General features: G+C 69.1%; 16 protein-coding genes and 1 tRNA gene. 13 read left to right on the top strand and 4 right to left on the bottom strand.

Features of this window, described 5'->3' with window-relative positions; genetic code table 11:
• From ACY34K_RS04160 to ACY34K_RS04150, 3 genes are all read left to right on the top strand, one after another.
• On the top strand, nucleotides 1-561 hold the full coding sequence (locus ACY34K_RS04160) for a TetR/AcrR family transcriptional regulator (RefSeq protein ID WP_462743702.1): 561 nt from the start codon (nucleotides 1-3) through the stop codon (nucleotides 559-561).
• Nucleotides 562-650: 89 nt separating this feature from the next.
• Nucleotides 651-2,093 (top strand): MFS transporter, encoded by a 1,443-nt coding sequence (locus tag ACY34K_RS04155; protein WP_462743698.1) that lies wholly within the window; start codon nucleotides 651-653, stop codon nucleotides 2,091-2,093.
• A gap of 137 nt (nucleotides 2,094-2,230) precedes the next feature.
• The gene (locus ACY34K_RS04150) at nucleotides 2,231-3,286 is read left to right on the top strand and encodes a UDP-N-acetylmuramate dehydrogenase (RefSeq protein WP_462743695.1); all 1,056 of its coding nucleotides are present in this window, start codon (nucleotides 2,231-2,233) and stop codon (nucleotides 3,284-3,286) included.
• Between the two features lie 92 nt (nucleotides 3,287-3,378).
• Here the strand turns inward: ACY34K_RS04150 and ACY34K_RS04145 are convergent, their stop codons facing one another.
• Nucleotides 3,379-4,011, bottom strand: coding sequence for an NAD(P)-dependent oxidoreductase (locus tag ACY34K_RS04145; RefSeq protein WP_462743692.1), 633 nt, complete (start codon nucleotides 4,009-4,011; stop codon nucleotides 3,379-3,381).
• Nucleotides 4,012-4,101: 90 nt separating this feature from the next.
• On the opposite strand from ACY34K_RS04145, the gene ACY34K_RS04140 reads away from it, so the two are divergent.
• Entirely contained in the window at nucleotides 4,102-4,716 is a 615-nt protein-coding gene (locus tag ACY34K_RS04140; protein WP_462743689.1) for a TetR/AcrR family transcriptional regulator, read from the top strand.
• 114 nt (nucleotides 4,717-4,830) lie between these two features.
• On the opposite strand, the gene ACY34K_RS04135 is transcribed toward ACY34K_RS04140, so the two are convergent.
• Both ACY34K_RS04135 and ACY34K_RS04130 read right to left on the bottom strand, forming a co-directional pair.
• Nucleotides 4,831-5,865 carry an adenosine deaminase gene (locus ACY34K_RS04135; RefSeq protein WP_462743686.1) on the bottom strand — a complete coding sequence of 345 codons (1,035 nt, stop codon included), beginning with the start codon at nucleotides 5,863-5,865 and terminating at the stop codon, nucleotides 4,831-4,833.
• A gap of 85 nt (nucleotides 5,866-5,950) precedes the next feature.
• Nucleotides 5,951-7,177: a pyridoxal phosphate-dependent aminotransferase gene (locus ACY34K_RS04130; protein ID WP_462743683.1), complete on the bottom strand. Its 1,227-nt coding sequence runs from the start codon at nucleotides 7,175-7,177 to the stop codon at nucleotides 5,951-5,953.
• Between the two features lie 194 nt (nucleotides 7,178-7,371).
• Between ACY34K_RS04130 and ACY34K_RS04125 the strand changes: the two genes are divergently transcribed.
• The 9 genes from ACY34K_RS04125 (at nucleotide 7,372) to ACY34K_RS04085 (ending at nucleotide 19,521) form a co-directional block, all read left to right on the top strand.
• Nucleotides 7,372-7,444, top strand: a tRNA-Trp gene (locus ACY34K_RS04125).
• Between the two features lie 102 nt (nucleotides 7,445-7,546).
• Nucleotides 7,547-7,825 carry a preprotein translocase subunit SecE gene (gene secE, locus ACY34K_RS04120; RefSeq protein ID WP_462743680.1) on the top strand — a complete coding sequence of 93 codons (279 nt, stop codon included), beginning with the start codon at nucleotides 7,547-7,549 and terminating at the stop codon, nucleotides 7,823-7,825.
• Between the two features lie 76 nt (nucleotides 7,826-7,901).
• Nucleotides 7,902-8,762, top strand: coding sequence for a transcription termination/antitermination protein NusG (gene nusG / locus ACY34K_RS04115; RefSeq protein ID WP_462743677.1), 861 nt, complete (start codon nucleotides 7,902-7,904; stop codon nucleotides 8,760-8,762).
• Between the two features lie 165 nt (nucleotides 8,763-8,927).
• Nucleotides 8,928-9,362: a 50S ribosomal protein L11 gene (gene rplK, locus ACY34K_RS04110; protein WP_031076594.1), complete on the top strand. Its 435-nt coding sequence runs from the start codon at nucleotides 8,928-8,930 to the stop codon at nucleotides 9,360-9,362.
• A gap of 79 nt (nucleotides 9,363-9,441) precedes the next feature.
• Nucleotides 9,442-10,164 (top strand): 50S ribosomal protein L1, encoded by a 723-nt coding sequence (gene rplA, locus ACY34K_RS04105; RefSeq protein WP_462743673.1) that lies wholly within the window; start codon nucleotides 9,442-9,444, stop codon nucleotides 10,162-10,164.
• Between the two features lie 322 nt (nucleotides 10,165-10,486).
• Nucleotides 10,487-11,014 (top strand): 50S ribosomal protein L10, encoded by a 528-nt coding sequence (rplJ, locus tag ACY34K_RS04100; protein WP_462743670.1) that lies wholly within the window; start codon nucleotides 10,487-10,489, stop codon nucleotides 11,012-11,014.
• Nucleotides 11,015-11,126: 112 nt separating this feature from the next.
• Nucleotides 11,127-11,513 (top strand): 50S ribosomal protein L7/L12, encoded by a 387-nt coding sequence (rplL, locus tag ACY34K_RS04095; protein ID WP_462743667.1) that lies wholly within the window; start codon nucleotides 11,127-11,129, stop codon nucleotides 11,511-11,513.
• 527 nt (nucleotides 11,514-12,040) lie between these two features.
• Entirely contained in the window at nucleotides 12,041-15,526 is a 3,486-nt protein-coding gene (rpoB, locus tag ACY34K_RS04090) for a DNA-directed RNA polymerase subunit beta (protein ID WP_462743664.1), read from the top strand.
• A gap of 95 nt (nucleotides 15,527-15,621) precedes the next feature.
• Nucleotides 15,622-19,521: a DNA-directed RNA polymerase subunit beta' gene (locus tag ACY34K_RS04085; protein ID WP_462743661.1), complete on the top strand. Its 3,900-nt coding sequence runs from the start codon at nucleotides 15,622-15,624 to the stop codon at nucleotides 19,519-19,521.
• 86 nt (nucleotides 19,522-19,607) lie between these two features.
• On the opposite strand, the gene ACY34K_RS04080 is transcribed toward ACY34K_RS04085, so the two are convergent.
• On the bottom strand, nucleotides 19,608-20,648 hold the full coding sequence (locus ACY34K_RS04080; RefSeq protein ID WP_462743658.1) for a M48 family metalloprotease: 1,041 nt from the start codon (nucleotides 20,646-20,648) through the stop codon (nucleotides 19,608-19,610).
• Nucleotides 20,649-20,890: the final 242 nt, after the last annotated feature.

The following is a 20,890-nucleotide window of genomic DNA, read 5'->3' as shown; positions in this document are numbered from 1 at the left end:
ATGGTCAGGATGAGTGCGGAGGAGAGGCGCGAGAGTGTGATCCGCGCGGCGATCACCGAGTTCGCGCGCGGCGGCTATCACGGCACGTCCACGGAGGCGATCGCCAAGCGGGTCGGTGTCTCGCAGCCCTATCTCTTCCGTCTGTTCAAGAACAAGCAGGAGCTCTTTCTCGCGGCGGCGAACCGCTGTCTGACGGAGACGCGTGAGCGCATGGTCGCCGCGGCGCGTGAGGCGGAGCCCGAGGACGCGCACATGGCCATGGCCGAGGCGTACAAGGAACTGCTGGCCGAGCACCCCGACCGGCTGCTCATGCAGATGCAGATGTACGTCGCCGTGGCCGCGTCCGAGGCGTCCGGGGAGCGGGAGCTCGGCGAGATGGTCCGGGCCGGGTGGGCGGAGCTGTGGGACGCCTGTCATCTGGCGCTCGGTGCCGATGTGGGGGAGACCACCCGGTTCATGTCCTTCGGGATGCTCATCAATGTTCTGGCCTCGATGGGGTTCCCGGCGAGTCACCGGGTGTGGGGCGGCTTCGACCTGTCCAAGATCCCGGCCGCGGAGTAGGCGGTAGGCCGCCCGCCGGCGGGCGGGCCGCACGGTTTTGCTGGCGTAAAAGTTAGTGATCAATAACTAATTCAGGAGCGTGAGACGCCGTGGAACATCAATCACACCGCGCGGGAACCGTCTGGGCCCTCGTCATCACCAGCGTCGCCGGTTTCATGGCGGCCCTCGACAACCTCGTCGTCACCACCGCCCTGCCCGCCATCCGCACGGATCTCGGCGGGGCCCTGCACGACCTGGAATGGACGGTCAGCGCCTACACCCTCACCTTCGCCGTCCTGCTGATGTTCGGTGCCGCCCTGGGCGACCGCTTCGGGCGGCGGAGGCTGTTCGCCGCCGGTCTGGCGATCTTCACCGTCGCTTCCGCGGCGGCGGCGCTCGCGCCCGGAATCGACGCGCTGATCGCCGCCCGCGCGGTGCAGGGCGTCGGAGCGGCGATCATGATGCCGCTCACGCTGACCCTGCTCACCGCCGCCGTCCCCGCCGAGCGGCGTGGCATGGCGTACGGCATATGGGGCGCCGTCAACGGCCTGGCCGTGGCCTCCGGGCCGCTCATCGGCGGCAGCCTCACGGAGCACGTCTCCTGGCAGTGGATCTTCTGGCTGAACGTGCCGCTGGGTCTCGCCCTGCTGCCGCTCGCCCGCCTGCGGCTCAAGGAGTCCTACGGGACGGGCGCGCCGCTCGACATCACCGGCACCCTGCTGGCCAGCGGCGGCCTCTTCGGCATCGTGTACGCCCTGATCCGCGGCAACATCGACGGCTGGACCAGCATGCCGGTGCTGGGCGGCCTCATCGGCGGTGCCGTGCTGCTCGGCGGCTTCGTGCGGCACGGCATCCGGGGCCGGGCGCCCATGCTGCCGATGCGGCTGTTCCGCAGCCGCGCCTTCACCGCGATCAACGCGGCCAGCCTGCTGATGTTCGCCGGGATGTTCGGCTCGATCTTCCTGCTGAGCCAGTTCCTGCAGACCGTCCTCGGCTACTCGCCCACCGAGGCCGGGCTGCGGATGCTGCCCTGGACGGGCATGCCGATGATCGTCGCGCCGATCGCCGGCTACCTCTCCGACCGGATCGGCGGCCGCCCCGTCGTCGCGGTCGGGCTGGCCCTGCAGGCGATCGGGCTCGGCTGGTTCGCCGCGGTCCTGTCGCCGGACGTCTCGTACGCCGCACAGCTCCCGGCCCTGATCGTCAGCGGCGTCGGCATGGCGCTGTACTTCGCCCCGGCGGCGAACCTGGTCATGTCCAGCGTCCCCGCGCGGGAGCAGGGTGTCGCCTCCGGCGCCAACAACGCCCTGCGTGAAGTCGGTGGCGCCCTCGGCATCGCGGTCCTGGCAGCGGTCTTCTCCGCCCAGGGCGGCTACGAGACGCCCCAGCGCTTCACCGACGGCCTCGTTCCGTCCCTCTGGGTGGGAGCGGCGGTGGTCGCGGTCGCCGCGGCATCCGCCCTCCTGCTCCCCGGCCGCCGCGCGCTCCGCCCCGCGCGGGAGCCGCAGCCCGCGGACGCCCCCCAGCCGGTGGCCGCCGGAGCGCCCCACTAGGGCGCGGGGCCGCCCCGGAGCGGCCCGGCCGGTCTCCCGGCGTCCGACGGCGCTCCCGTGTCCCCTGCCGGCCCGCCCGGCAGGGGACACGGGCCGGTCGGGCGGGGCTGTCGGAGCGGCACCGTAGTCTTGGGCGCGTGCAGGAACTCCACGACGCTCCCCTCGCCCCCCTGACCACCTTCCGGCTCGGCGGTCCCGCCGGGCGGCTCGTCACGGCGACCACCGACGACGAGGTCGTCGCCGCCGTGCGCGAGGCGGACGACTCGGGGACACCACTGCTGGTCATCGGCGGCGGGTCGAACCTGGTCATCGGCGACAAGGGCTTCGACGGCACCGCCCTGCGCATCGCCACGCGGGGCTTCACCCTCGACGGCACGCTGCTGGAGCTGGCGGCCGGCGAGGTGTGGTCCGACGCGGTCGCGCGGACCGTGGAGGCCGGGCTGGCCGGCGTCGAGTGCCTGGCCGGCATCCCGGGCTCGGCCGGCGCGACCCCCATCCAGAACGTCGGGGCGTACGGCCAGGAGGTCTCCTCGACCATCACGGAGGTCGTCGCCTACGACCGGCGCGCCGGCGAGACGGTCACGCTGCGGAACGCCGATTGCGACTTCTCGTACCGGCACAGCCGCTTCAAGGCCGACCCGGACCGCTTCGTCGTGCTCCGCGTCCGCTTCCGGCTGGAGGACGCCGGGGGCATGAGCGCCCCGGTCAAGTATCCGGAGACCGCGCGGGCGCTGGGCGTCGGGGCCGGGGACCGGGTGCCGCTGGCAGAGGCCCGGAACACGGTGCTGAAGCTGCGCGCGGGCAAGGGCATGGTCCTGGACCCCGAGGACCACGACACCTGGTCCGCCGGCTCGTTCTTCACCAACCCGATCCTGGAGCAGGAGCAGTACGAGGCCTTCCTGGCCCGTGTACGGGACCGGCTCGGGCCGGACGTCGCCCCGCCCGCCTTCCCCGCCGGGGACGGCCGTACGAAGACCTCCGCCGCCTGGCTGATCGACAAGGCCGGCTTCACCAAGGGGTACGGCGAGGGGCCGGCCCGCATCTCCACCAAGCACACCCTGGCCCTGACCAACCGGGGCGAGGCCACCACCGAGGACCTGCTCGCCCTCGCCCGCGAGGTCGTCGCCGGGGTGCGGGACGCCTTCGGCATCACGCTGGTCAACGAGCCGGTGACGGTCGGCGTCAGCCTCTAGCGGCGCGCCCGGCTGGGGCGTGTCGCGAAAGTCCCGTCCGGCCGGGGGCGTCCCCGCCCTCCGGGTGGACGACGCCACTTTCGAAACACGCCCTAGTACGCGACCGACACCGGCTGCTTCAGCGTCGCCGGATCGTCGATCATGGCCAGCATCGCGTGGGCCACGTCCGCCCGCGCGATCTTGACGCCGCCGCGCAGATTCGCCCCGACCGCCCGTCGATAGGTCCCCGTCACCGTCCGGTCGATCAGCTGCGGCGGCCGCACCGCCGTCCAGTCGACCGCGCTGCGCCGGATATCGGCCTCCATGGCCCGCAGGTCGTCGTAGTGGCGCCGCAGTATGCGCGAGACCAGCGGTGTGGCGATCCGCAGGTAGAGCGTCTCGTTCTCCGGCACGGGGCCGAGCGGCGCCGCGCTGACCGCGAGGAAGCGGCGCACGCCTTCCGCCTCCAGCGCACGGAGGATCGTGCGCGTCACCGCCGACGCGACCCCGACCCGCTTGCCGGACCTCGGGCCGATGCCCGACAGCACGGCGTCCCGCCCCGCGACCGCGGGCCGCAGCGACTCGGGGTCGTCGAACCGTCCCGTGACCACCTCCAGCCGGTCGTCGGCCGACGTCAGCCGCGCCGGGTCGCGCACCACCGCCGTGACGTGGTGCCCGGCTGCGAGCCCCTGCCGAACGATCTCCCCGCCGATGCCCCCGGTCGCCCCGAACACGGTCAGCCTCATGGTGCCCCTCCCTGGTGGGTAAGTGTTCACTCACCACTAGAGTGGGTAAGTACCCACTCACCCGTCAAGTCGGTTGGAGCACAGCACCTGATGAAGCCCGCCCGCGAACGCATCCTCGACGCGGCCCACGAGCTGTGGACCACGGTCGGGCTCGCCCGCACCACCACCAAGGAGATCGCCAAGGCGGCCCAGTGCTCGGAGGCTGCGCTGTACAAGTACTACGCGAGCAAGGAGGAGCTCTTCGTGGCCGTCCTCCACGAACGGCTCCCCGGCCTCGGCCCCCTCCTGCACGGCCTGGCCACCGACCCGCGCGCCGACGACCGCACCGTGGAGGAGAACCTCACCGAGATCGCCCGACGGGCCACGCTGTTCTACGCCGAGAGCTTCCCGATCGCCGCCTCGCTCTACGCCGAGACCCGGCTCAAGGCCCGCCACGACGCCGCCCTGCGGGACCTCGGCTCCGGGCCCCACGTCCCCATCGAGGCGCTCGACGAGTATCTGCGCGCCGAGCGCGCCGCGGGCCGCATCCACCCCGCCGCGGACACCTTCGCGGCGGCCTCCCTGCTGCTCGGCGCCTGCTCCCAGCGCGCCTTCGCCTACGACCCCAAGACCGGCCGTACGCCCCCACAGGACGTGGACACCTTCGCCGCCGCCCTCGTCGGCACGCTGATGGGCGGAATCGCCGCCGAGGACGCCGGCCGCTAGCCGCACACTTCGGACGGACGCGTCACCGGGCCGTCGGCACCGCGGCCGTCGGCACCCCGGCAGCCGGAGTCCGGCCGCTCGCCGCGTCCTTCGGCACCGGGCCGCACAGCCGCCCTAAGCGCCCGGTCCACCCGCCAGCCAGTCGTCGACACCGGCCAGCAGCTTCTCCCTGACGCCCTCGGGAGCCGCCGAGCCCCGCACCGACTGGCGGGCCAGCTCCGCGAGCTCCTCGTCCGTGAAACCGTGGTGGTGGCGGGCGATCTCGTACTGCGCGGCGAGCCGGGAACCGAACAGCAGGGGGTCGTCGGCGCCCAGCGCCATCGGCACCCCCGCCTCGAACAGCGTGCGCAGCGGCACGTCCTCGTGCTTCTCGTACACCCCCAGCGCCACATTGGACGCGGGACAGACCTCGCAGGTGACGCCCTTCTCGGCGAGCCGCCGCAGCAGCCGCGGGTCCTCGGCCGCCCGCACCCCGTGCCCGATGCGCGCCGCCCGCAGATCGTCCAGGCAGTCCCGCACGGAAGCCGGCCCGGTCAGCTCACCGCCGTGCGGCGCCGCCAGCAGACCGCCCTCCCGGGCGATGGCGAACGCCCGGTCGAAGTCCCGGGCCATGCCCCGCCGTTCGTCGTTGGAGAGCCCGAACCCGACCACGCCCCGGTCCGCGTACCGCACCGCCAGCCGGGCCAGCGTCCGCGCGTCCAGCGGATGCTTCATCCGGTTCGCCGCGACCACCACCCGCATCCCGAGCCCCGTCTCGCGCGAGGCGCTCTCCACCGCGTCCAGGATGATCTCCAGCGCCGGGATCAGCCCGCCCAGCCGCGGCGCGTACGACGTCGGGTCGACCTGGATCTCCAGCCATCCCGAGCCGTCCCGGACGTCCTCCTCGGCCGTCTCGCGCACCAGCCGCCGGATGTCGTCGGGCTCGCGCAGGCAGGAGCGGGCGATGTCGTACAGCCGCTGGAACCGGAACCAGCCCCGCTCGTCGGTCGCCCGCAGCTTCGGGGGCTCGCCCCCGGTCAGTGCCTCGGGGAGGTGGACGCCGTACTTGTCGGCCAGCTCCAGCAGCGTGGCGGGCCGCATCGACCCCGTGAAGTGCAGGTGCAGATGGGCCTTGGGCAGCAGCCGCAGATCTCTCAGGTGGTGCTCCATCTGGGGATCTTGCCAAACACGGCGCCCGAGCGGCAGCCCCTTTCACCGATCGGGTGCTTCCGTGTGCGCGAAGGACGGGAGGAACTCAGTCGCGGGCCTCCGCCAGCAGCTTCTGCATCCGCGACACGCCCTCGACCAGGTCCTCGTCGCCCAGGGCGTACGACAGCCGCAGGTAGCCGGGGGTGCCGAAGGCCTCACCCGGGACGACCGCGACCTCGACCTCGTCCAGGATCAGCGCCGCCAGTTCCACCGAGGTCCGCGGGCGCTTGCCGCGGATCTCCTTGCCGAGCAGGCCCTTGACCGACGGGTACGCGTAGAACGCGCCCTCGGGCTCCGGGCAGTACACGCCCTCGATCTCGTTGAGCATCCGCACGATCGTCTGACGGCGGCGGTCGAAGGCCACCTTCATCTCGTCCACGGCCGACAGGTCGCCCGACACGGCGGCGAGGGCCGCGATCTGGGCGACGTTGGAGACGTTGGACGTGGCGTGCGACTGCAGGTTCGTCGCGGCCTTGACGACGTCCTTCGGGCCGATGATCCACCCGACCCGCCAGCCGGTCATCGCGTACGTCTTGGCGACGCCGTTGACCACGACGCACTTGTCGCGCAGCTCCGGCACGACCACCGGCAGCGAGGAGAACTCGGCGTCGCCGTAGACCAGGTGCTCGTAGATCTCGTCCGTCAGCACCCACAGGCCGTGCTCCGCCGCCCAGCGGCCGATCTCCTCGACCTGTGCGCGGGTGTAGACCGCGCCGGTCGGGTTGGACGGGGAGACGAAGAGGACCACCTTGGTCTTCTCCGTGCGCGCCGCCTCCAGCTGCTCCACCGACACCCGGTAGCCGGTCGTCTCGTCGGCGACGACGTCCACCGGCACACCGCCCGCGAGCCGGATGGACTCGGGGTACGTCGTCCAGTACGGGGCCGGGACGATGACCTCGTCGCCCGGGTCGAGGATCGCGGCGAACGCCTCGTAGATCGCCTGCTTGCCGCCGTTGGTCACGAGGATCTGGGAGGCGTCCACCTCGTAGCCGGAGTCGCGGAGCGTCTTCGCGGCGATGGCGGTCTTCAGCTCGGGCAGACCGCCGGCCGGCGTGTAGCGGTGGTACTTCGGATTGCGGCAGGCCTCGATCGCGGCCTCGACGATGTAGTCGGGGGTCGGGAAGTCCGGCTCGCCGGCACCGAAGCCGATCACCGGACGGCCGGCGGCCTTGAGGGCCTTGGCCTTGGCGTCGACGGCGAGGGTCGCGGACTCGGAGATCGCGCCGACTCGGGCGGAGACCCGGCGCTCGGAGGGAGGAGTTGCAGCGCTCATGCGGCCCATCGTCCCAGACCCCGAACGGGCGCGGCACACAGGTTTCGCTGGGCGGACAGACTGTCCGTCAGCCGGTCCGCCGCCGTGTCCGGAGCTATCTGTTCGACGCAGGGCCCCTGACCACGTACACTCTCTGCTCGTTGGCCCTCACCGACCACGTCCGGTGGATGCGGTAGGTTGGGGGAGAACCACAAAGGGTCGTAGCTCAATTGGTAGAGCACTGGTCTCCAAAACCAGCGGTTGGGGGTTCAAGTCCCTCCGGCCCTGCTACACACACCGCCAGGATGTGTGCGCAGGTAGCTATTTCATTGCACCGCCGTGCGGCTCAACCCGGGCGCGGCACGGCCGACCCGGAATCAGGTGAGAGACGTGACGGACGCCGTAGGCTCCATCGACATGCCTGATGCCGAGGACGAAGCGCCCAAGAAGAACCGCAAGGGCGGCAAGCGCGGAAAGAAGGGCCCCCTGGGCCGTCTCGCGCTTTTCTACCGCCAGATCATCGCCGAGCTGCGCAAGGTCGTCTGGCCGACTCGCAGCCAGTTGACGACGTACACCACGGTCGTCATCGTCTTCGTCGTGATCATGATCGGTCTGGTGACCGTGATCGATCTCGGCTTCCAGGAAGCAGTCAAGTACGTCTTCGGCTGATTCCCGCGGAGGGCGCCCATCCGGCGCCCCTTTTCGCATGTTCCACCCCATCTGTATCCAGGAAGAAGCAGCCACCGTGTCTGACCCGAACCTGAACGAGTCCGCCCAGGACGAGCTCGACATCGTCGAGGCGGCCGACGAGGACCAGGCGGAAGCTGCGGACGCCGCTGCCGGCGAGGCGGCCGAGGACGCCGCGCTCCACGTCGAGGACGAGGACGCGGAAGAGGCCGTCGAGGACGAGGGCGACGCCGAGGACGTCCAGGCCGCCGCGGAAGAAGAGGCAGCCGAGGAGGAGGCCGACGAGGAGCCGGAGGCTCCGGTCGACCCGATCGCCGCGCTCCGCGACGAGCTGCGCGGTCTGCCCGGCGAGTGGTACGTGATCCACACCTACGCGGGCTACGAGAAGCGCGTGAAGGCCAACCTGGAGCAGCGTGCCGTCTCGCTGAACGTCGAGGACTTCATCTACCAGGCCGAGGTGCCCGAGGAAGAGATCGTCCAGATCAAGAACGGCGAGCGCAAGAACGTCCGGCAGAACAAGCTGCCCGGTTACGTTCTGGTCCGCATGGATCTGACGAACGAGTCCTGGGGCGTCGTCCGCAACACCCCCGGCGTCACCGGCTTCGTCGGCAACGCCTACGACCCGTACCCGCTGACGCTGGACGAGATCGTCAAGATGCTCGCCCCGGAGGCGGAGGAGAAGGCCGCGCGCGAGGCCGCCGAGGCCGAGGGCAAGCCGGCTCCGGCCCGCAAGGTCGAGGTCCAGGTGCTGGACTTCGAGGTCGGCGACTCGGTCACCGTCACCGACGGTCCGTTCGCCACGCTGCAGGCCACGATCAACGAGATCAACGCCGACTCGAAGAAGGTCAAGGGCCTCGTCGAGATCTTCGGCCGCGAGACCCCGGTCGAGCTCAGCTTCGACCAGATCCAGAAGAACTGAACTTCTGGAACATAGCCTTCCGAACAGGTCAGAACGGCACGTGCGGCCGCTCTGACCTGCTCGGTTTTTGGCCGCACAGCTATACCCGTTATCGTTGTGCGGTATGCCTGCATCCGGATGATCGGGTGGCGGGCGGAACACTCTCACTAGGACCCGGAGAGAGCAATGCCTCCCAAGAAGAAGAAGGTCACGGGGCTTATCAAGCTCCAGATCCAGGCCGGTGCGGCCAACCCGGCTCCGCCGGTCGGTCCCGCGCTGGGTCAGCACGGCGTCAACATCATGGAGTTCTGCAAGGCCTACAACGCCGCGACCGAGTCGCAGCGTGGCATGGTCGTGCCGGTGGAGATCACGGTCTACGAGGACCGTTCCTTCACCTTCGTCACCAAGACTCCGCCGGCCGCCAAGCTGATCCTCAAGGCCGCGGGTGTGGACAAGGGCTCCGGCGAGCCGCACAAGACCAAGGTCGCCAAGCTGACGCGCGACCAGGTCCGCGAGATCGCCACCACCAAGATGCCCGACCTGAACGCCAACGACCTGGACGCCGCCGAGAAGATCATCGCCGGCACCGCCCGTTCCATGGGCATCACGGTCGAGGGCTGATCAGCCCCCAGCACCTCAGTGGTAGGGCCAGGCGCTGGCCCGCACCACGACTCCACACCTGAACCAAACAGGAGAAGAAGTGAAGCGCAGCAAGGCTCTCCGCGGCGCGGACGCCAAGGTCGACCGGGCGCGTAACTACGCGCCCCTCGAGGCCGTCCGTCTCGCCAAGGACACCGCCACCACCAAGTTCGACGGCACCGTCGAGGTCGCCTTCCGCCTGGGCGTTGACCCTCGCAAGGCCGACCAGATGGTCCGTGGCACCGTGAACCTTCCGCACGGCACCGGCAAGACCGCCCGGGTCCTGGTCTTCGCGACCGGTGACCGTGCTGCGGCCGCGGAAGCCGCGGGCGCCGACATCGTCGGCTCCGACGAACTCATCGACGAGGTTGCGAAGGGCCGTCTGGACTTCGACGCCGTCGTCGCCACCCCGGACCTCATGGGCAAGGTCGGCCGCCTCGGCCGCGTGCTCGGTCCCCGTGGTCTCATGCCGAACCCCAAGACCGGCACCGTGACCATGGACGTCGCCAAGGCTGTCACCGACATCAAGGGCGGCAAGATCGAGTTCCGCGTCGACAAGCACTCGAACCTGCACTTCATCATCGGCAAGGTCTCCTTCGACGAGACGAAGCTGGTCGAGAACTACGCCGCGGCGCTGGAGGAGATCCTCCGTCTGAAGCCGTCCGCCGCGAAGGGCCGCTACATCAAGAAGGCGACCCTGACCACCACCATGGGCCCCGGCATCCCGCTGGACTCCAACCGCACCCGCAACCTCCTCGTCGAGGAGGACCCGGCCGCGGTCTGACCAGGCCGAGCCCGCACGGCTCCCTGAGTGGCCATCGGGCCCCGCTCCTCTCCGAGGAGCGGGGCCCGATTTGCTTGACACGCACCGGTTCACGTATGGTCTCCCAGAAGCCAAAGACCGCTGGTTGTCGCTGTGCCTCCCGCTAAGGGGTATGGCTACCGAAGGATCCGCTAGCTCGCGGACGGCCTGCGCAGGTGGACAGTGGATGTACTCCCGGAAACTCGTTTCCGGTCGAGTCACGCCCCGTGCCCTGCGCCGGGGCGTTTCGTTTTGCCCAGCCCCTTCTGCGCGGTCCTCATCACCCGGAAGGAGGCCGAGGCTCATGGCGAGGCCCGACAAGGTCGCAGCTGTCGAGGAGATCACGGACAAGTTCCGCACCTCCAACGCCGCTGTCGTTACCGCGTACAGCGGGCTCACCGTCGCGCAGCTCAAGCAGCTGCGTCGTTCGCTCGGTGAGAACGCTCAGTACCGTGTGGTGAAGAACACGCTGACCAAGATCGCGGCCAATGAGGTCGGGATTCAGCTGGACGAGCACCTCGCGGGCTCGACCGCTGTCGCCTTCGTGACCGGTGACCCGGTCGAGGCGGCGAAGGGTCTTCGTGACTTCGCCAAGGAGAACCCCGCTCTCGTCATCAAGGGCGGTGTCCTTGAAGGCAAGGCGCTGTCCGCCGACGAGATCAAGAAGCTTGCGGACCTCGAGTCCCGCGAGGTTCTGCTCGCCAAGCTGGCGGGCGCCATGAAGGGCAAGCAGTCCCAGGCTGCCGCGCTCTTCCAGGCGCTTCCCTCGAAGTTCGTCCGCACCGCGGAGGCGCTTCGTGCCAAGAAGGCCGAGCAGGGCGGTGCCGAGTAATTCGGCTCGCACATTGATCGCCGCCACCTGAGGCGACGGTCACAGCGGGCCCAACGTACGCCCGCCGACATGTACATCCCGGCACCAGCCGATTTAGTGGAAGGACGCCATCATGGCGAAGCTGTCCCAGGACGACCTGCTCGCGCAGTTCGAGGAGATGACCCTCATCGAGCTCGCCGAGTTCGTGAAGGCCTTCGAGGAGAAGTTCGACGTCACCGCCGCCGCCCCGGTCGCGGTTGCCGCCGCCGGCGCCCCGGGCGCCCCGGCCGCCGAGGCTGCCGAGGAGAAGGACGAGTTCGACGTCATCCTCACCGGCGCCGGCGACAAGAAGATCCAGGTCATCAAGGTCGTGCGTGAGCTGACCTCGCTGGGTCTGAAGGAGGCCAAGGACCTCGTCGACGGCACCCCGAAGCCGGTCCTCGAGAAGGTCGCCAAGGACGCCGCGGAGAAGGCTGCCGAGTCCCTCAAGGCTGCCGGCGCCTCCGTCGAGGTCAAGTAAGTTCCGAGAGTCCCAGGACTCTCCTGAGCGCCGCTGAGCGCTCTCGAAGGGCGATCACCCATCCGGGTGGTCGCCCTTCGGTGTTGCCGTGACGCCTGTCTTGCGCAGGGCCCGGCGGGGAGTATGGTGATCTTCGCCGTGCGGCCCACGCGCCCGGGGGCCTTGACGAACCGCACGCAGCGCGCAATTCTCAGGACGCGTCGTCGCACGATCCGGATCCGAGGCATGGATCGACGACCGAGTGGGCAGTATCGATGTGCGCCAACGGCGCGAGGTGCCGTGGAGTTGAGAACAACGAGGGTCGCGAATTACTCGCCCTGGACATCAGTGGGCCAAGTGGCTACACTGTCCCTTTGCGCTGCCTGTTAGCTGCCCCCTGCCCGTCACCAGGGGCATCCCCTCGCAAGAGCACAGTTGACCGAATGCCCTGACCAGGCCTTTTGGCTGAATCCAGGAATGTCTGTCGCCGTGCCCGGCTTGGGACCGGTACGCGCGTAGTGAGTCCGAGCCCTCGGAAGGACCCCCTCTTGGCCGCCTCGCGCAACGCCTCGACCGCGAATACGAACAACGGCGCAAGCACCGCCCCGCTGCGCATCTCCTTTGCAAAGATCAAGGAGCCCCTCGAGGTTCCGAACCTCCTCGCGCTGCAGACCGAGAGCTTTGACTGGCTGCTCGGCAACGCCGCGTGGAAGGCTCGTGTCGAGGCGGCTCTGGAGTCCGGACAGGACGTCCCCACGAAGTCCGGTCTGGAGGAGATCTTCGAGGAGATCTCCCCGATCGAGGACTTCTCCGGGTCGATGTCGCTGACCTTCCGCGACCACCGCTTCGAGCCTCCGAAGAACTCCATCGACGAGTGCAAGGAGCGCGACTTCACGTACGCGGCTCCGCTCTTCGTCACGGCCGAGTTCACCAACAACGAGACCGGCGAGATCAAGTCCCAGACGGTCTTCATGGGCGACTTCCCGCTCATGACCAACAAGGGCACCTTCGTCATCAACGGCACCGAGCGTGTCGTGGTGTCGCAGCTGGTCCGCTCGCCGGGTGTCTACTTCGACTCCTCCATCGACAAGACGTCCGACAAGGACATCTTCTCCGCCAAGATCATCCCGTCCCGGGGTGCCTGGCTGGAGATGGAGATCGACAAGCGTGACATGGTCGGTGTCCGTATCGACCGCAAGCGCAAGCAGTCCGTGACCGTCCTCCTGAAGGCCCTCGGCTGGACCACCGAGCAGATCCTGCAGGAGTTCGGCGAGTACGAGTCCATGCGCGCCACCCTGGAGAAGGACCACACCCAGGGCCAGGACGACGCGCTGCTCGACATCTACCGCAAGCTCCGTCCGGGCGAGCCGCCGACGCGCGAGGCCGCTCAGACGCTGCTCGAGAACCTCTACTTCAACCCGAAGCGCTACGACCTCGCGAAGGTCGGCCGCTACAAGGTGAACAAGAAGCTCGGCGCCGACGAGCCGCTGGACGCCGGTGTGCTCACCACCGACGACGTCATCGCCACCATCAAGTACCTGGTCAAGCTGCACGCCGGCGAGACCGAGACGGTCGGCGAGAACGGCACCACGATCGTCGTCGAGACCGACGACATCGACCACTTCGGCAACCGTCGTCTGCGCAACGTCGGCGAGCTCATCCAGAACCAGGTCCGCACCGGTCTGGCTCGTATGGAGCGCGTCGTCCGCGAGCGCATGACCACCCAGGACGTCGAGGCGATCACGCCGCAGACCCTGATCAACATCCGGCCGGTCGTCGCCTCCATCAAGGAGTTCTTCGGCACCAGCCAGCTGTCGCAGTTCATGGACCAGAACAACCCGCTGTCCGGGCTGACGCACAAGCGCCGTCTGTCCGCGCTCGGCCCGGGTGGTCTGTCCCGTGAGCGGGCCGGCTTCGAGGTCCGTGACGTGCACCCGTCCCACTACGGACGCATGTGCCCGATCGAGACCCCCGAAGGCCCGAACATCGGTCTGATCGGTTCGCTCGCCTCGTACGGCCGCGTCAACGCGTTCGGCTTCGTCGAGACGCCGTACCGCAAGGTCGTCGAGGGCCAGGTCACCGACGAGGTCGACTACCTGACCGCCGACGAGGAGGACCGCTTCGTCATCGCCCAGGCCAACGCGCCGCTGACCGACGAGCTCCGGTTCGCCGAGGCCCGCGTGCTGGTCCGCCGCCGTGGCGGCGAGGTCGACTACGTCGCGCCCGACGACGTGGACTACATGGACGTCTCGCCGCGCCAGATGGTGTCGGTCGCGACCGCCATGATCCCCTTCCTCGAGCACGACGACGCCAACCGTGCCCTCATGGGCGCGAACATGATGCGCCAGGCCGTTCCGCTCATCAAGGCGGAGGCGCCGCTGGTCGGCACCGGCATGGAGTACCGCTGTGCCACCGACGCCGGCGACGTCATCAAGGCCGAGAAGGACGGTGTGATCCAGGAGGTCTCGGCCGACTACATCACCGTCGCCAACGACGACGGCACGTACACCACGTACCGCGTCGCCAAGTTCTCCCGCTCCAACCAGGGCACCTCGGTCAACCAGAAGGTCGTCGTCTCCGAGGGCGACCGGGTCATCGAGGGCCAGGTCCTCGCCGACGGTCCGGCCACCGAGAACGGTGAGATGGCCCTCGGCAAGAACCTGCTCGTGGCGTTCATGCCGTGGGAGGGTCACAACTACGAGGACGCGATCATCCTGTCGCAGCGCCTCGTGCAGGACGACGTCCTCTCCTCGATCCACATCGAGGAGCACGAGGTCGACGCCCGTGACACCAAGCTCGGCCCGGAGGAGATCACCCGGGACATCCCGAACGTCTCCGAGGAGGTCCTCGCCGACCTCGACGAGCGCGGCATCATCCGGATCGGTGCCGAGGTCGTCGCCGGCGACATCCTCGTCGGCAAGGTCACGCCCAAGGGTGAGACCGAGCTGACGCCGGAGGAGCGCCTGCTCCGCGCGATCTTCGGTGAGAAGGCCCGTGAGGTCCGTGACACCTCGCTGAAGGTGCCGCACGGCGAGACCGGCAAGGTCATCGGCGTCCGCGTCTTCGACCGCGAGGAGGGCGACGAGCTTCCCCCCGGTGTGAACCAGCTGGTGCGCGTGTACGTCGCGCAGAAGCGCAAGATCACCGACGGTGACAAGCTCGCCGGCCGTCACGGCAACAAGGGTGTCATCTCCAAGATTCTCCCGATCGAGGACATGCCGTTCCTGGAGGACGGCACCCCGGTCGACATCATCCTCAACCCGCTCGGTGTCCCGTCCCGAATGAACCCGGGACAGGTCCTGGAGATCCACCTCGGCTGGCTCGCCAGCCGCGGCTGGGACGTCTCCGGCCTCGCGGACGAGTGGGCGCAGCGCCTGCAGAACATCGGTGCCGACCAGGTAGCCCCCGGCACCAACGTCGCCACCCCGGTGTTCGACGGCGCCCGTGAGGACGAGCTGGCCGGTCTGCTGCAGCACACCATCCCGAACCGGGACGGCGAGCGCATGGTGCTCCCGACCGGCAAGGCCCGCCTGTTCGACGGCCGCTCCGGCGAGCCGTTCCCGGACCCGATCTCGGTCGGGTACATGTACATCCTCAAGCTCCACCACCTGGTCGACGACAAGCTCCACGCCCGTTCGACCGGTCCGTACTCGATGATCACCCAGCAGCCGCTGGGTGGTAAGGCTCAGTTCGGTGGCCAGCGCTTCGGTGAGATGGAGGTGTGGGCGCTGGAGGCTTACGGCGCCGCGTACGCCCTCCAGGAGCTGCTGACCATCAAGTCCGACGACGTCACCGGTCGCGTGAAGGTCTACGAGGCCATCGTCAAGGGCGAGAACATCCCCGAGCCCGGCATCCCGGAGTCCTTCAAGGTGCTCATCAAGGAGATGCAGTCCCTGTGCCTCAACGTGGAGGTGCTGTCCTCGGACGGCATGTCCATCGAGATGCGCGACACCGACGAGGACGTCTTCCGCGCTGCGGAAGAGCTCGGCATCGACCTGTCCCGGCGCGAGCCGAGCAGCGTCGAAGAGGTCTGACGGGTCGGCCGGGGCTCCTACGAAGAGCCCCGGCCCCTCCCCGGACCCCGTACAGACCATGATTGAGACACGACCCTGAGAGGGATTGACGCATAGTGCTCGACGTCAACTTCTTCGACGAGCTGCGGATCGGCCTGGCCACCGCTGACGACATCCGTCAGTGGTCCCACGGCGAGGTCAAGAAGCCCGAGACCATCAACTACCGCACCCTGAAGCCCGAAAAGGACGGACTCTTCTGCGAGAAGATCTTCGGTCCGACCCGGGACTGGGAGTGCTACTGCGGCAAGTACAAGCGCGTCCGCTTCAAGGGCATCATCTGTGAGCGCTGTGGCGTCGAGGTCACGCGCGCCAAGGTGCGCCGTGAGCGGATGGGCCACATCGAGCTGGCCGCGCCCGTGACGCACATCTGGTACTTCAAGGGTGTTCCGTCGCGCCTGGGCTACCTGCTGGACCTGGCGCCGAAGGACCTCGAGAAGGTCATCTACTTCGCCGCGTACATGATCACGTTCGTGGACGAGGAGCGCCGTACGCGCGACCTGCCGTCGCTGGAGGCCCACGTCTCCGTCGAGCGCCAGCAGATCGAGAACCGGCGGGACGCCGACCTCGAGGCCCGCGCCAAGAAGCTCGAGACCGACCTGGCCGAGCTCGAGGCCGAGGGTGCCAAGGCCGACGTGCGCCGCAAGGTGCGCGAGGGTGCCGAGCGTGAGATGAAGCAGCTGCGCGACCGCGCGCAGCGCGAGATCGACCGTCTCGACGAGGTGTGGAACCGCTTCAAGAACCTCAAGGTCCAGGACCTCGAGGGCGACGAGCTGCTCTACCGCGAGCTGCGTGACCGCTTCGGCACGTACTTCGACGGCTCGATGGGTGCCGCGGCGCTGCAGAAGCGCCTGGAGTCCTTCGACCTCGAGGAGGAGGCCGAGAAGCTCCGCGAGATCATCCGTACCGGCAAGGGCCAGAAGAAGACCCGTGCGCTCAAGCGCCTCAAGGTCGTCTCCGCCTTCCTGCAGACCAGCAACAGCCCCAAGGGCATGGTGCTGGACTGCGTCCCGGTGATCCCGCCGGACCTGCGGCCGATGGTCCAGCTCGACGGTGGCCGTTTCGCCACCTCCGACCTGAACGACCTGTACCGCCGTGTGATCAACCGCAACAACCGCCTCAAGCGTCTCCTTGACCTCGGTGCCCCCGAGATCATCGTGAACAACGAGAAGCGGATGCTGCAGGAGGCCGTCGACGCCCTGTTCGACAACGGCCGCCGCGGTCGCCCGGTCACCGGTCCCGGTAACCGCCCGCTGAAGTCCCTCAGCGACATGCTGAAGGGTAAGCAGGGTCGATTCCGTCAGAACCTGCTCGGTAAGCGAGTCGACTACTCGGCGCGTTCCGTCATCGTCGTCGGCCCGCAGCTCAAGCTGCACCAGTGCGGTCTGCCCAAGGCCATGGCGCTGGAGCTCTTCAAGCCGTTCGTGATGAAGCGCCTGGTCGACCTGAACCACGCGCAGAACATCAAGTCGGCCAAGCGCATGGTCGAGCGCGGCCGCACCGTCGTGTACGACGTCCTCGAAGAGGTCATCGCCGAGCACCCGGTGCTGCTGAACCGTGCGCCCACGCTGCACCGTCTCGGCATCCAGGCCTTCGAGCCGCAGCTGGTCGAGGGCAAGGCCATCCAGATCCACCCGCTCGTCTGCACCGCCTTCAACGCGGACTTCGACGGTGACCAGATGGCCGTGCACCTGCCGCTGTCCGCGGAGGCGCAGGCCGAGGCCCGCATCCTGATGCTGTCCTCGAACAACATCCTCAAGCCGGCCGACGGCCGTCCCGTCACCATGCCGACCCAGGACATGGTGCTGGGCCTCTTCTTCCTCACCACGGACGAGGAGGAGCGCGAGGTCAAGGGCGAGGGCCGGTCCTTCGGCTCCACCGCCGAGGCGATCATGGCCTTCGACGCCCGCGAGCTCTCGCTCCAGGCGAAGGTCGACATCCGCTTCCCGATCGGCACCGTCCCGCCGCGTGGCTGGACCGCGCCGGTGGCGGAGGAGGGTGAGCCCGAGTGGCAGCAGGGTGACTCGTTCCGCCTGCGCACGACCCTGGGCCGCGCGCTCTTCAACGAGCTGCTGCCCGAGGACTACCCGTTCGTCGACTACTCGGTCGGCAAGAAGCAGCTCTCCGAGATCGTCAACGACCTCGCCGAGCGCTACCCGAAGGTCATCGTGGCGGCGACGCTCGACAACCTGAAGGCGGCCGGCTTCTACTGGGCCACCCGCTCCGGCGTCACCGTCGCCATCTCCGACGTCGTCGTCCCCGAGGCGAAGAAGGAGATCGTCGCCGGGTACGAGGCGCAGGACGAGAAGGTCCAGAAGCAGTACGAGCGCGGTCTGATCACCAAGGAAGAGCGCACTCAGGAGCTCATCGCGATCTGGACCAAGGCGACCAACGAGGTCGCCGAGGCGATGAACGCGAACTTCCCCAAGACGAACCCCATCTTCATGATGGTTGACTCGGGTGCCCGAGGAAACATGATGCAGATGCGGCAGATCGCCGGTATGCGTGGTCTGGTGTCGAACGCCAAGAACGAGACCATCCCGCGTCCGATCAAGGCGTCCTTCCGTGAGGGCCTGTCCGTGCTGGAGTACTTCATCTCCACGCACGGTGCCCGTAAGGGTCTCGCCGACACCGCCCTGCGTACCGCCGACTCGGGTTACCTGACCCGTCGTCTGGTGGACGTCTCGCAGGACGTCATCATCCGCGAGGAGGACTGCGGCACCGAGCGCGGTCTGAAGCTGCGGATCGCCGCGAAGGACGCCACCGGCGTGCTGCGCAAGGCGGACGACGTCGAGACCTCCGTGTACGCGCGGATGCTCGCCGAGGACGTCGTCGTGGACGGCAAGGTCATCGCGCCGGCCAACGTCGACCTGGGTGACGTGCTCATCGACGCCCTCGTCGCCGCGGGCGTCGAGGAGGTCAAGACCCGCTCGGTCCTGACCTGTGAGTCCGCGGTCGGCACGTGTGCGTACTGCTACGGCCGTTCGCTCGCCACCGGCAAGCTGGTCGACATCGGTGAGGCGGTCGGCATCATCGCCGCCCAGTCCATCGGTGAGCCCGGTACCCAGCTGACGATGCGTACCTTCCACACCGGTGGTGTGGCCGGTGACGACATCACCCAGGGTCTGCCCCGTGTCGTCGAGCTCTTCGAGGCCCGTACGCCGAAGGGTGTCGCCCCGATCTCCGAGGCCTCCGGCCGCGTGCGGATCGAGGAGACCGAGAAGACCAAGAAGATCGTCGTCACCCCGGACGACGGCAGCGACGAGACGGCCTACCCGATCTCGAAGCGCGCCAAGGTCCTGGTGCACGAGGGCGACCACGTCGACGTGGGCCAGAAGCTCACCGCGGGTGCCACCAACCCGCACGACGTGCTGCGCATCCTCGGCCAGCGTGCCGTCCAGGTCCACCTGGTCGGCGAGGTCCAGAAGGTCTACAACTCGCAGGGCGTGTCGATCCACGACAAGCACATCGAGATCATCATCCGGCAGATGCTCCGCCGCGTGACGATCATCGAGTCCGGCGACGCGGAGCTCCTGCCGGGCGAGCTGGTCGAGCGGTCGAAGTTCGAGTCGGAGAACCGTCGTGTGGTCACCGAGGGCGGTCACCCCGCCTCCGGCCGTCCGCAGCTGATGGGTATCACCAAGGCGTCGCTGGCGACGGAGTCGTGGCTGTCCGCGGCCTCCTTCCAGGAGACGACCAGGGTCCTGACGGACGCGGCGATCAACGCCAAGTCCGACTCCCTGATCGGCCTCAAGGAGAACGTCATCATCGGTAAGCTCATCCCGGCCGGTACGGGCCTGTCCCGCTACCGCAACATCCGGGTCGAGCCGACCGAGGAGGCCAAGGCCGCGATGTACTCGGCCGTCGGCTACGACGACATCGACTACTCGCCGTTCGGCACCGGCTCCGGCCAGGCCGTTCCGCTGGAGGACTACGACTACGGTCCGTACAACCAGTAAGGCGTACGTCTGATCGAAGGGCGGCCACCCCGTTTCGCACGGGGTGGCCGCCCTTCGGCGTGTCCGGGCGCTGGTGGCGCTGGTGGCTACCGCTGCTGCCGCAGATACGGCTGCAGGTGGTGCAGCCGGGTGTAGTGGTCGGGGTGGGAGGAGAGCAGCTTGCTCAGCGCGCTCTCCCGCGGCGGGGGACTGCCCTGGTAGGCCGCGACGGCGGCGGCCTGGGCCAGTTGCCGCTGTTCCCCCTGGTGCAGCTTGTCGAGGACGGCGGCCAGCATGGGAGCGAAACCGAGGGCCGCCGCGTGCTGGTCGGCCCGCAGCTCCGCGCGGCGGCCGACGGCGGCCAGGGCGTACGGCACGCCGAGGACGAGGAGCGGAAGCCCGTACAGCGTGCTGATCGTCGCGAGGGCGATGCAGCCGAAGACGAGCACGACGAGTCCCGTGCCGAAGCAGGAGAACAGCCGGGACACCCTGAAGACGGCAGTCGAGACGGCGCGGAGTAAGCGCCAGGCGACGCGTCCCGGCAGGGCGTACCAGTAGCCGAGCAGGGAGGACCAGGCATGGCCGCCGACGTGGTGGCCCAGCTCGTGCGCCAGGACGGCGGCGAGCTCGCCGTTTGGCAGGTGGTTCATGGCGAAGCGGGTCACACCGACGATGTGGCCGGCGGCGGCCACCGCGTTGAGGCTGTCGCTGTCCTCCACCCACAGCTCGTAGGTGCGCCCCTCCACACCCGCGCGTGCGGTGACCTCCCGCCAGACCGGTTCGAGTCTGGCGCGCTCCTGCGGGGTGGGGTGACGCAGCCGCAGCAGCCGGCGGGCGATGGCGCTCTCGGTGGGCCGGTGGAAGACCAGCGCGCCGCTGAGCAGCCAGGCGAGGAGAAGCACCGGGCCGAAGCCGCCGAAGACGAGCGAGACCAGCGCCATGACGAAGAGGCTGCACAGGAAATGCGGCAGGTAGAGCAGCAGGTTCCCGATGGCCGTGGCGTCCGTGCGGCGCTGGGTGCCGGAGAGGTGGACCCGGCGCGGATCGGTGCTGATGTGGTGCGGGTGGTACGGGTCGTCGGGGTGCAGCGCAGCGGCGGGGGCAGCGGCGGCGGGGACGGGGGGTGCGCCGCCGGGGGAGGCGGGCACGGCGCCGGGCACCGTGGGCGGGACGCCGGCCGCCGGCAGGGCCTGCGGCGAATGGGCCCCGGGGTACGCCGGCGGGGCAGGAGCGGGATGCTGTGGTGCCGCGGCCGGTGGGGGAGCGGGGTACTGCGGTGCCGCGGCCGGAGGGCCGGCCGGGTGATCGGGTGCCGGGTACTGCGGTGCCGCGGCCGGTGGGGGAGCGGGGTACTGGGGGGCTGCGGCCGGAGGGCCGGCCGGGTGATCGG

Source organism: Streptomyces sp. STAM6, assembly GCF_054963715.1.
The sequence above is the reverse complement of the archived record's forward strand: the minus strand, read 5'-3'. Positions and strand labels throughout refer to the sequence as shown.

Excerpts from the sequence above, each read along its gene's own strand:
- ACY34K_RS04160 (WP_462743702.1), top strand. The coding sequence starts at position 1 with ATGGTCAGGATGAGTGCGGAGGAGAGGCGCGAGAGTGTGATCCGCGCG.
- ACY34K_RS04145 (WP_462743692.1), bottom strand. The coding sequence starts at position 4,011 with ATGAGGCTGACCGTGTTCGGGGCGACCGGGGGCATCGGCGGGGAGATC.
- ACY34K_RS04140 (WP_462743689.1), top strand. The coding sequence starts at position 4,102 with ATGAAGCCCGCCCGCGAACGCATCCTCGACGCGGCCCACGAGCTGTGG.
- ACY34K_RS04135 (WP_462743686.1), bottom strand. The coding sequence starts at position 5,865 with ATGGAGCACCACCTGAGAGATCTGCGGCTGCTGCCCAAGGCCCATCTG.
- ACY34K_RS04130 (WP_462743683.1), bottom strand. The coding sequence starts at position 7,177 with ATGAGCGCTGCAACTCCTCCCTCCGAGCGCCGGGTCTCCGCCCGAGTC.
- rplK (WP_031076594.1), top strand. The coding sequence starts at position 8,928 with ATGCCTCCCAAGAAGAAGAAGGTCACGGGGCTTATCAAGCTCCAGATC.
- rplJ (WP_462743670.1), top strand. The coding sequence starts at position 10,487 with ATGGCGAGGCCCGACAAGGTCGCAGCTGTCGAGGAGATCACGGACAAG.
- rplL (WP_462743667.1), top strand. The coding sequence starts at position 11,127 with ATGGCGAAGCTGTCCCAGGACGACCTGCTCGCGCAGTTCGAGGAGATG.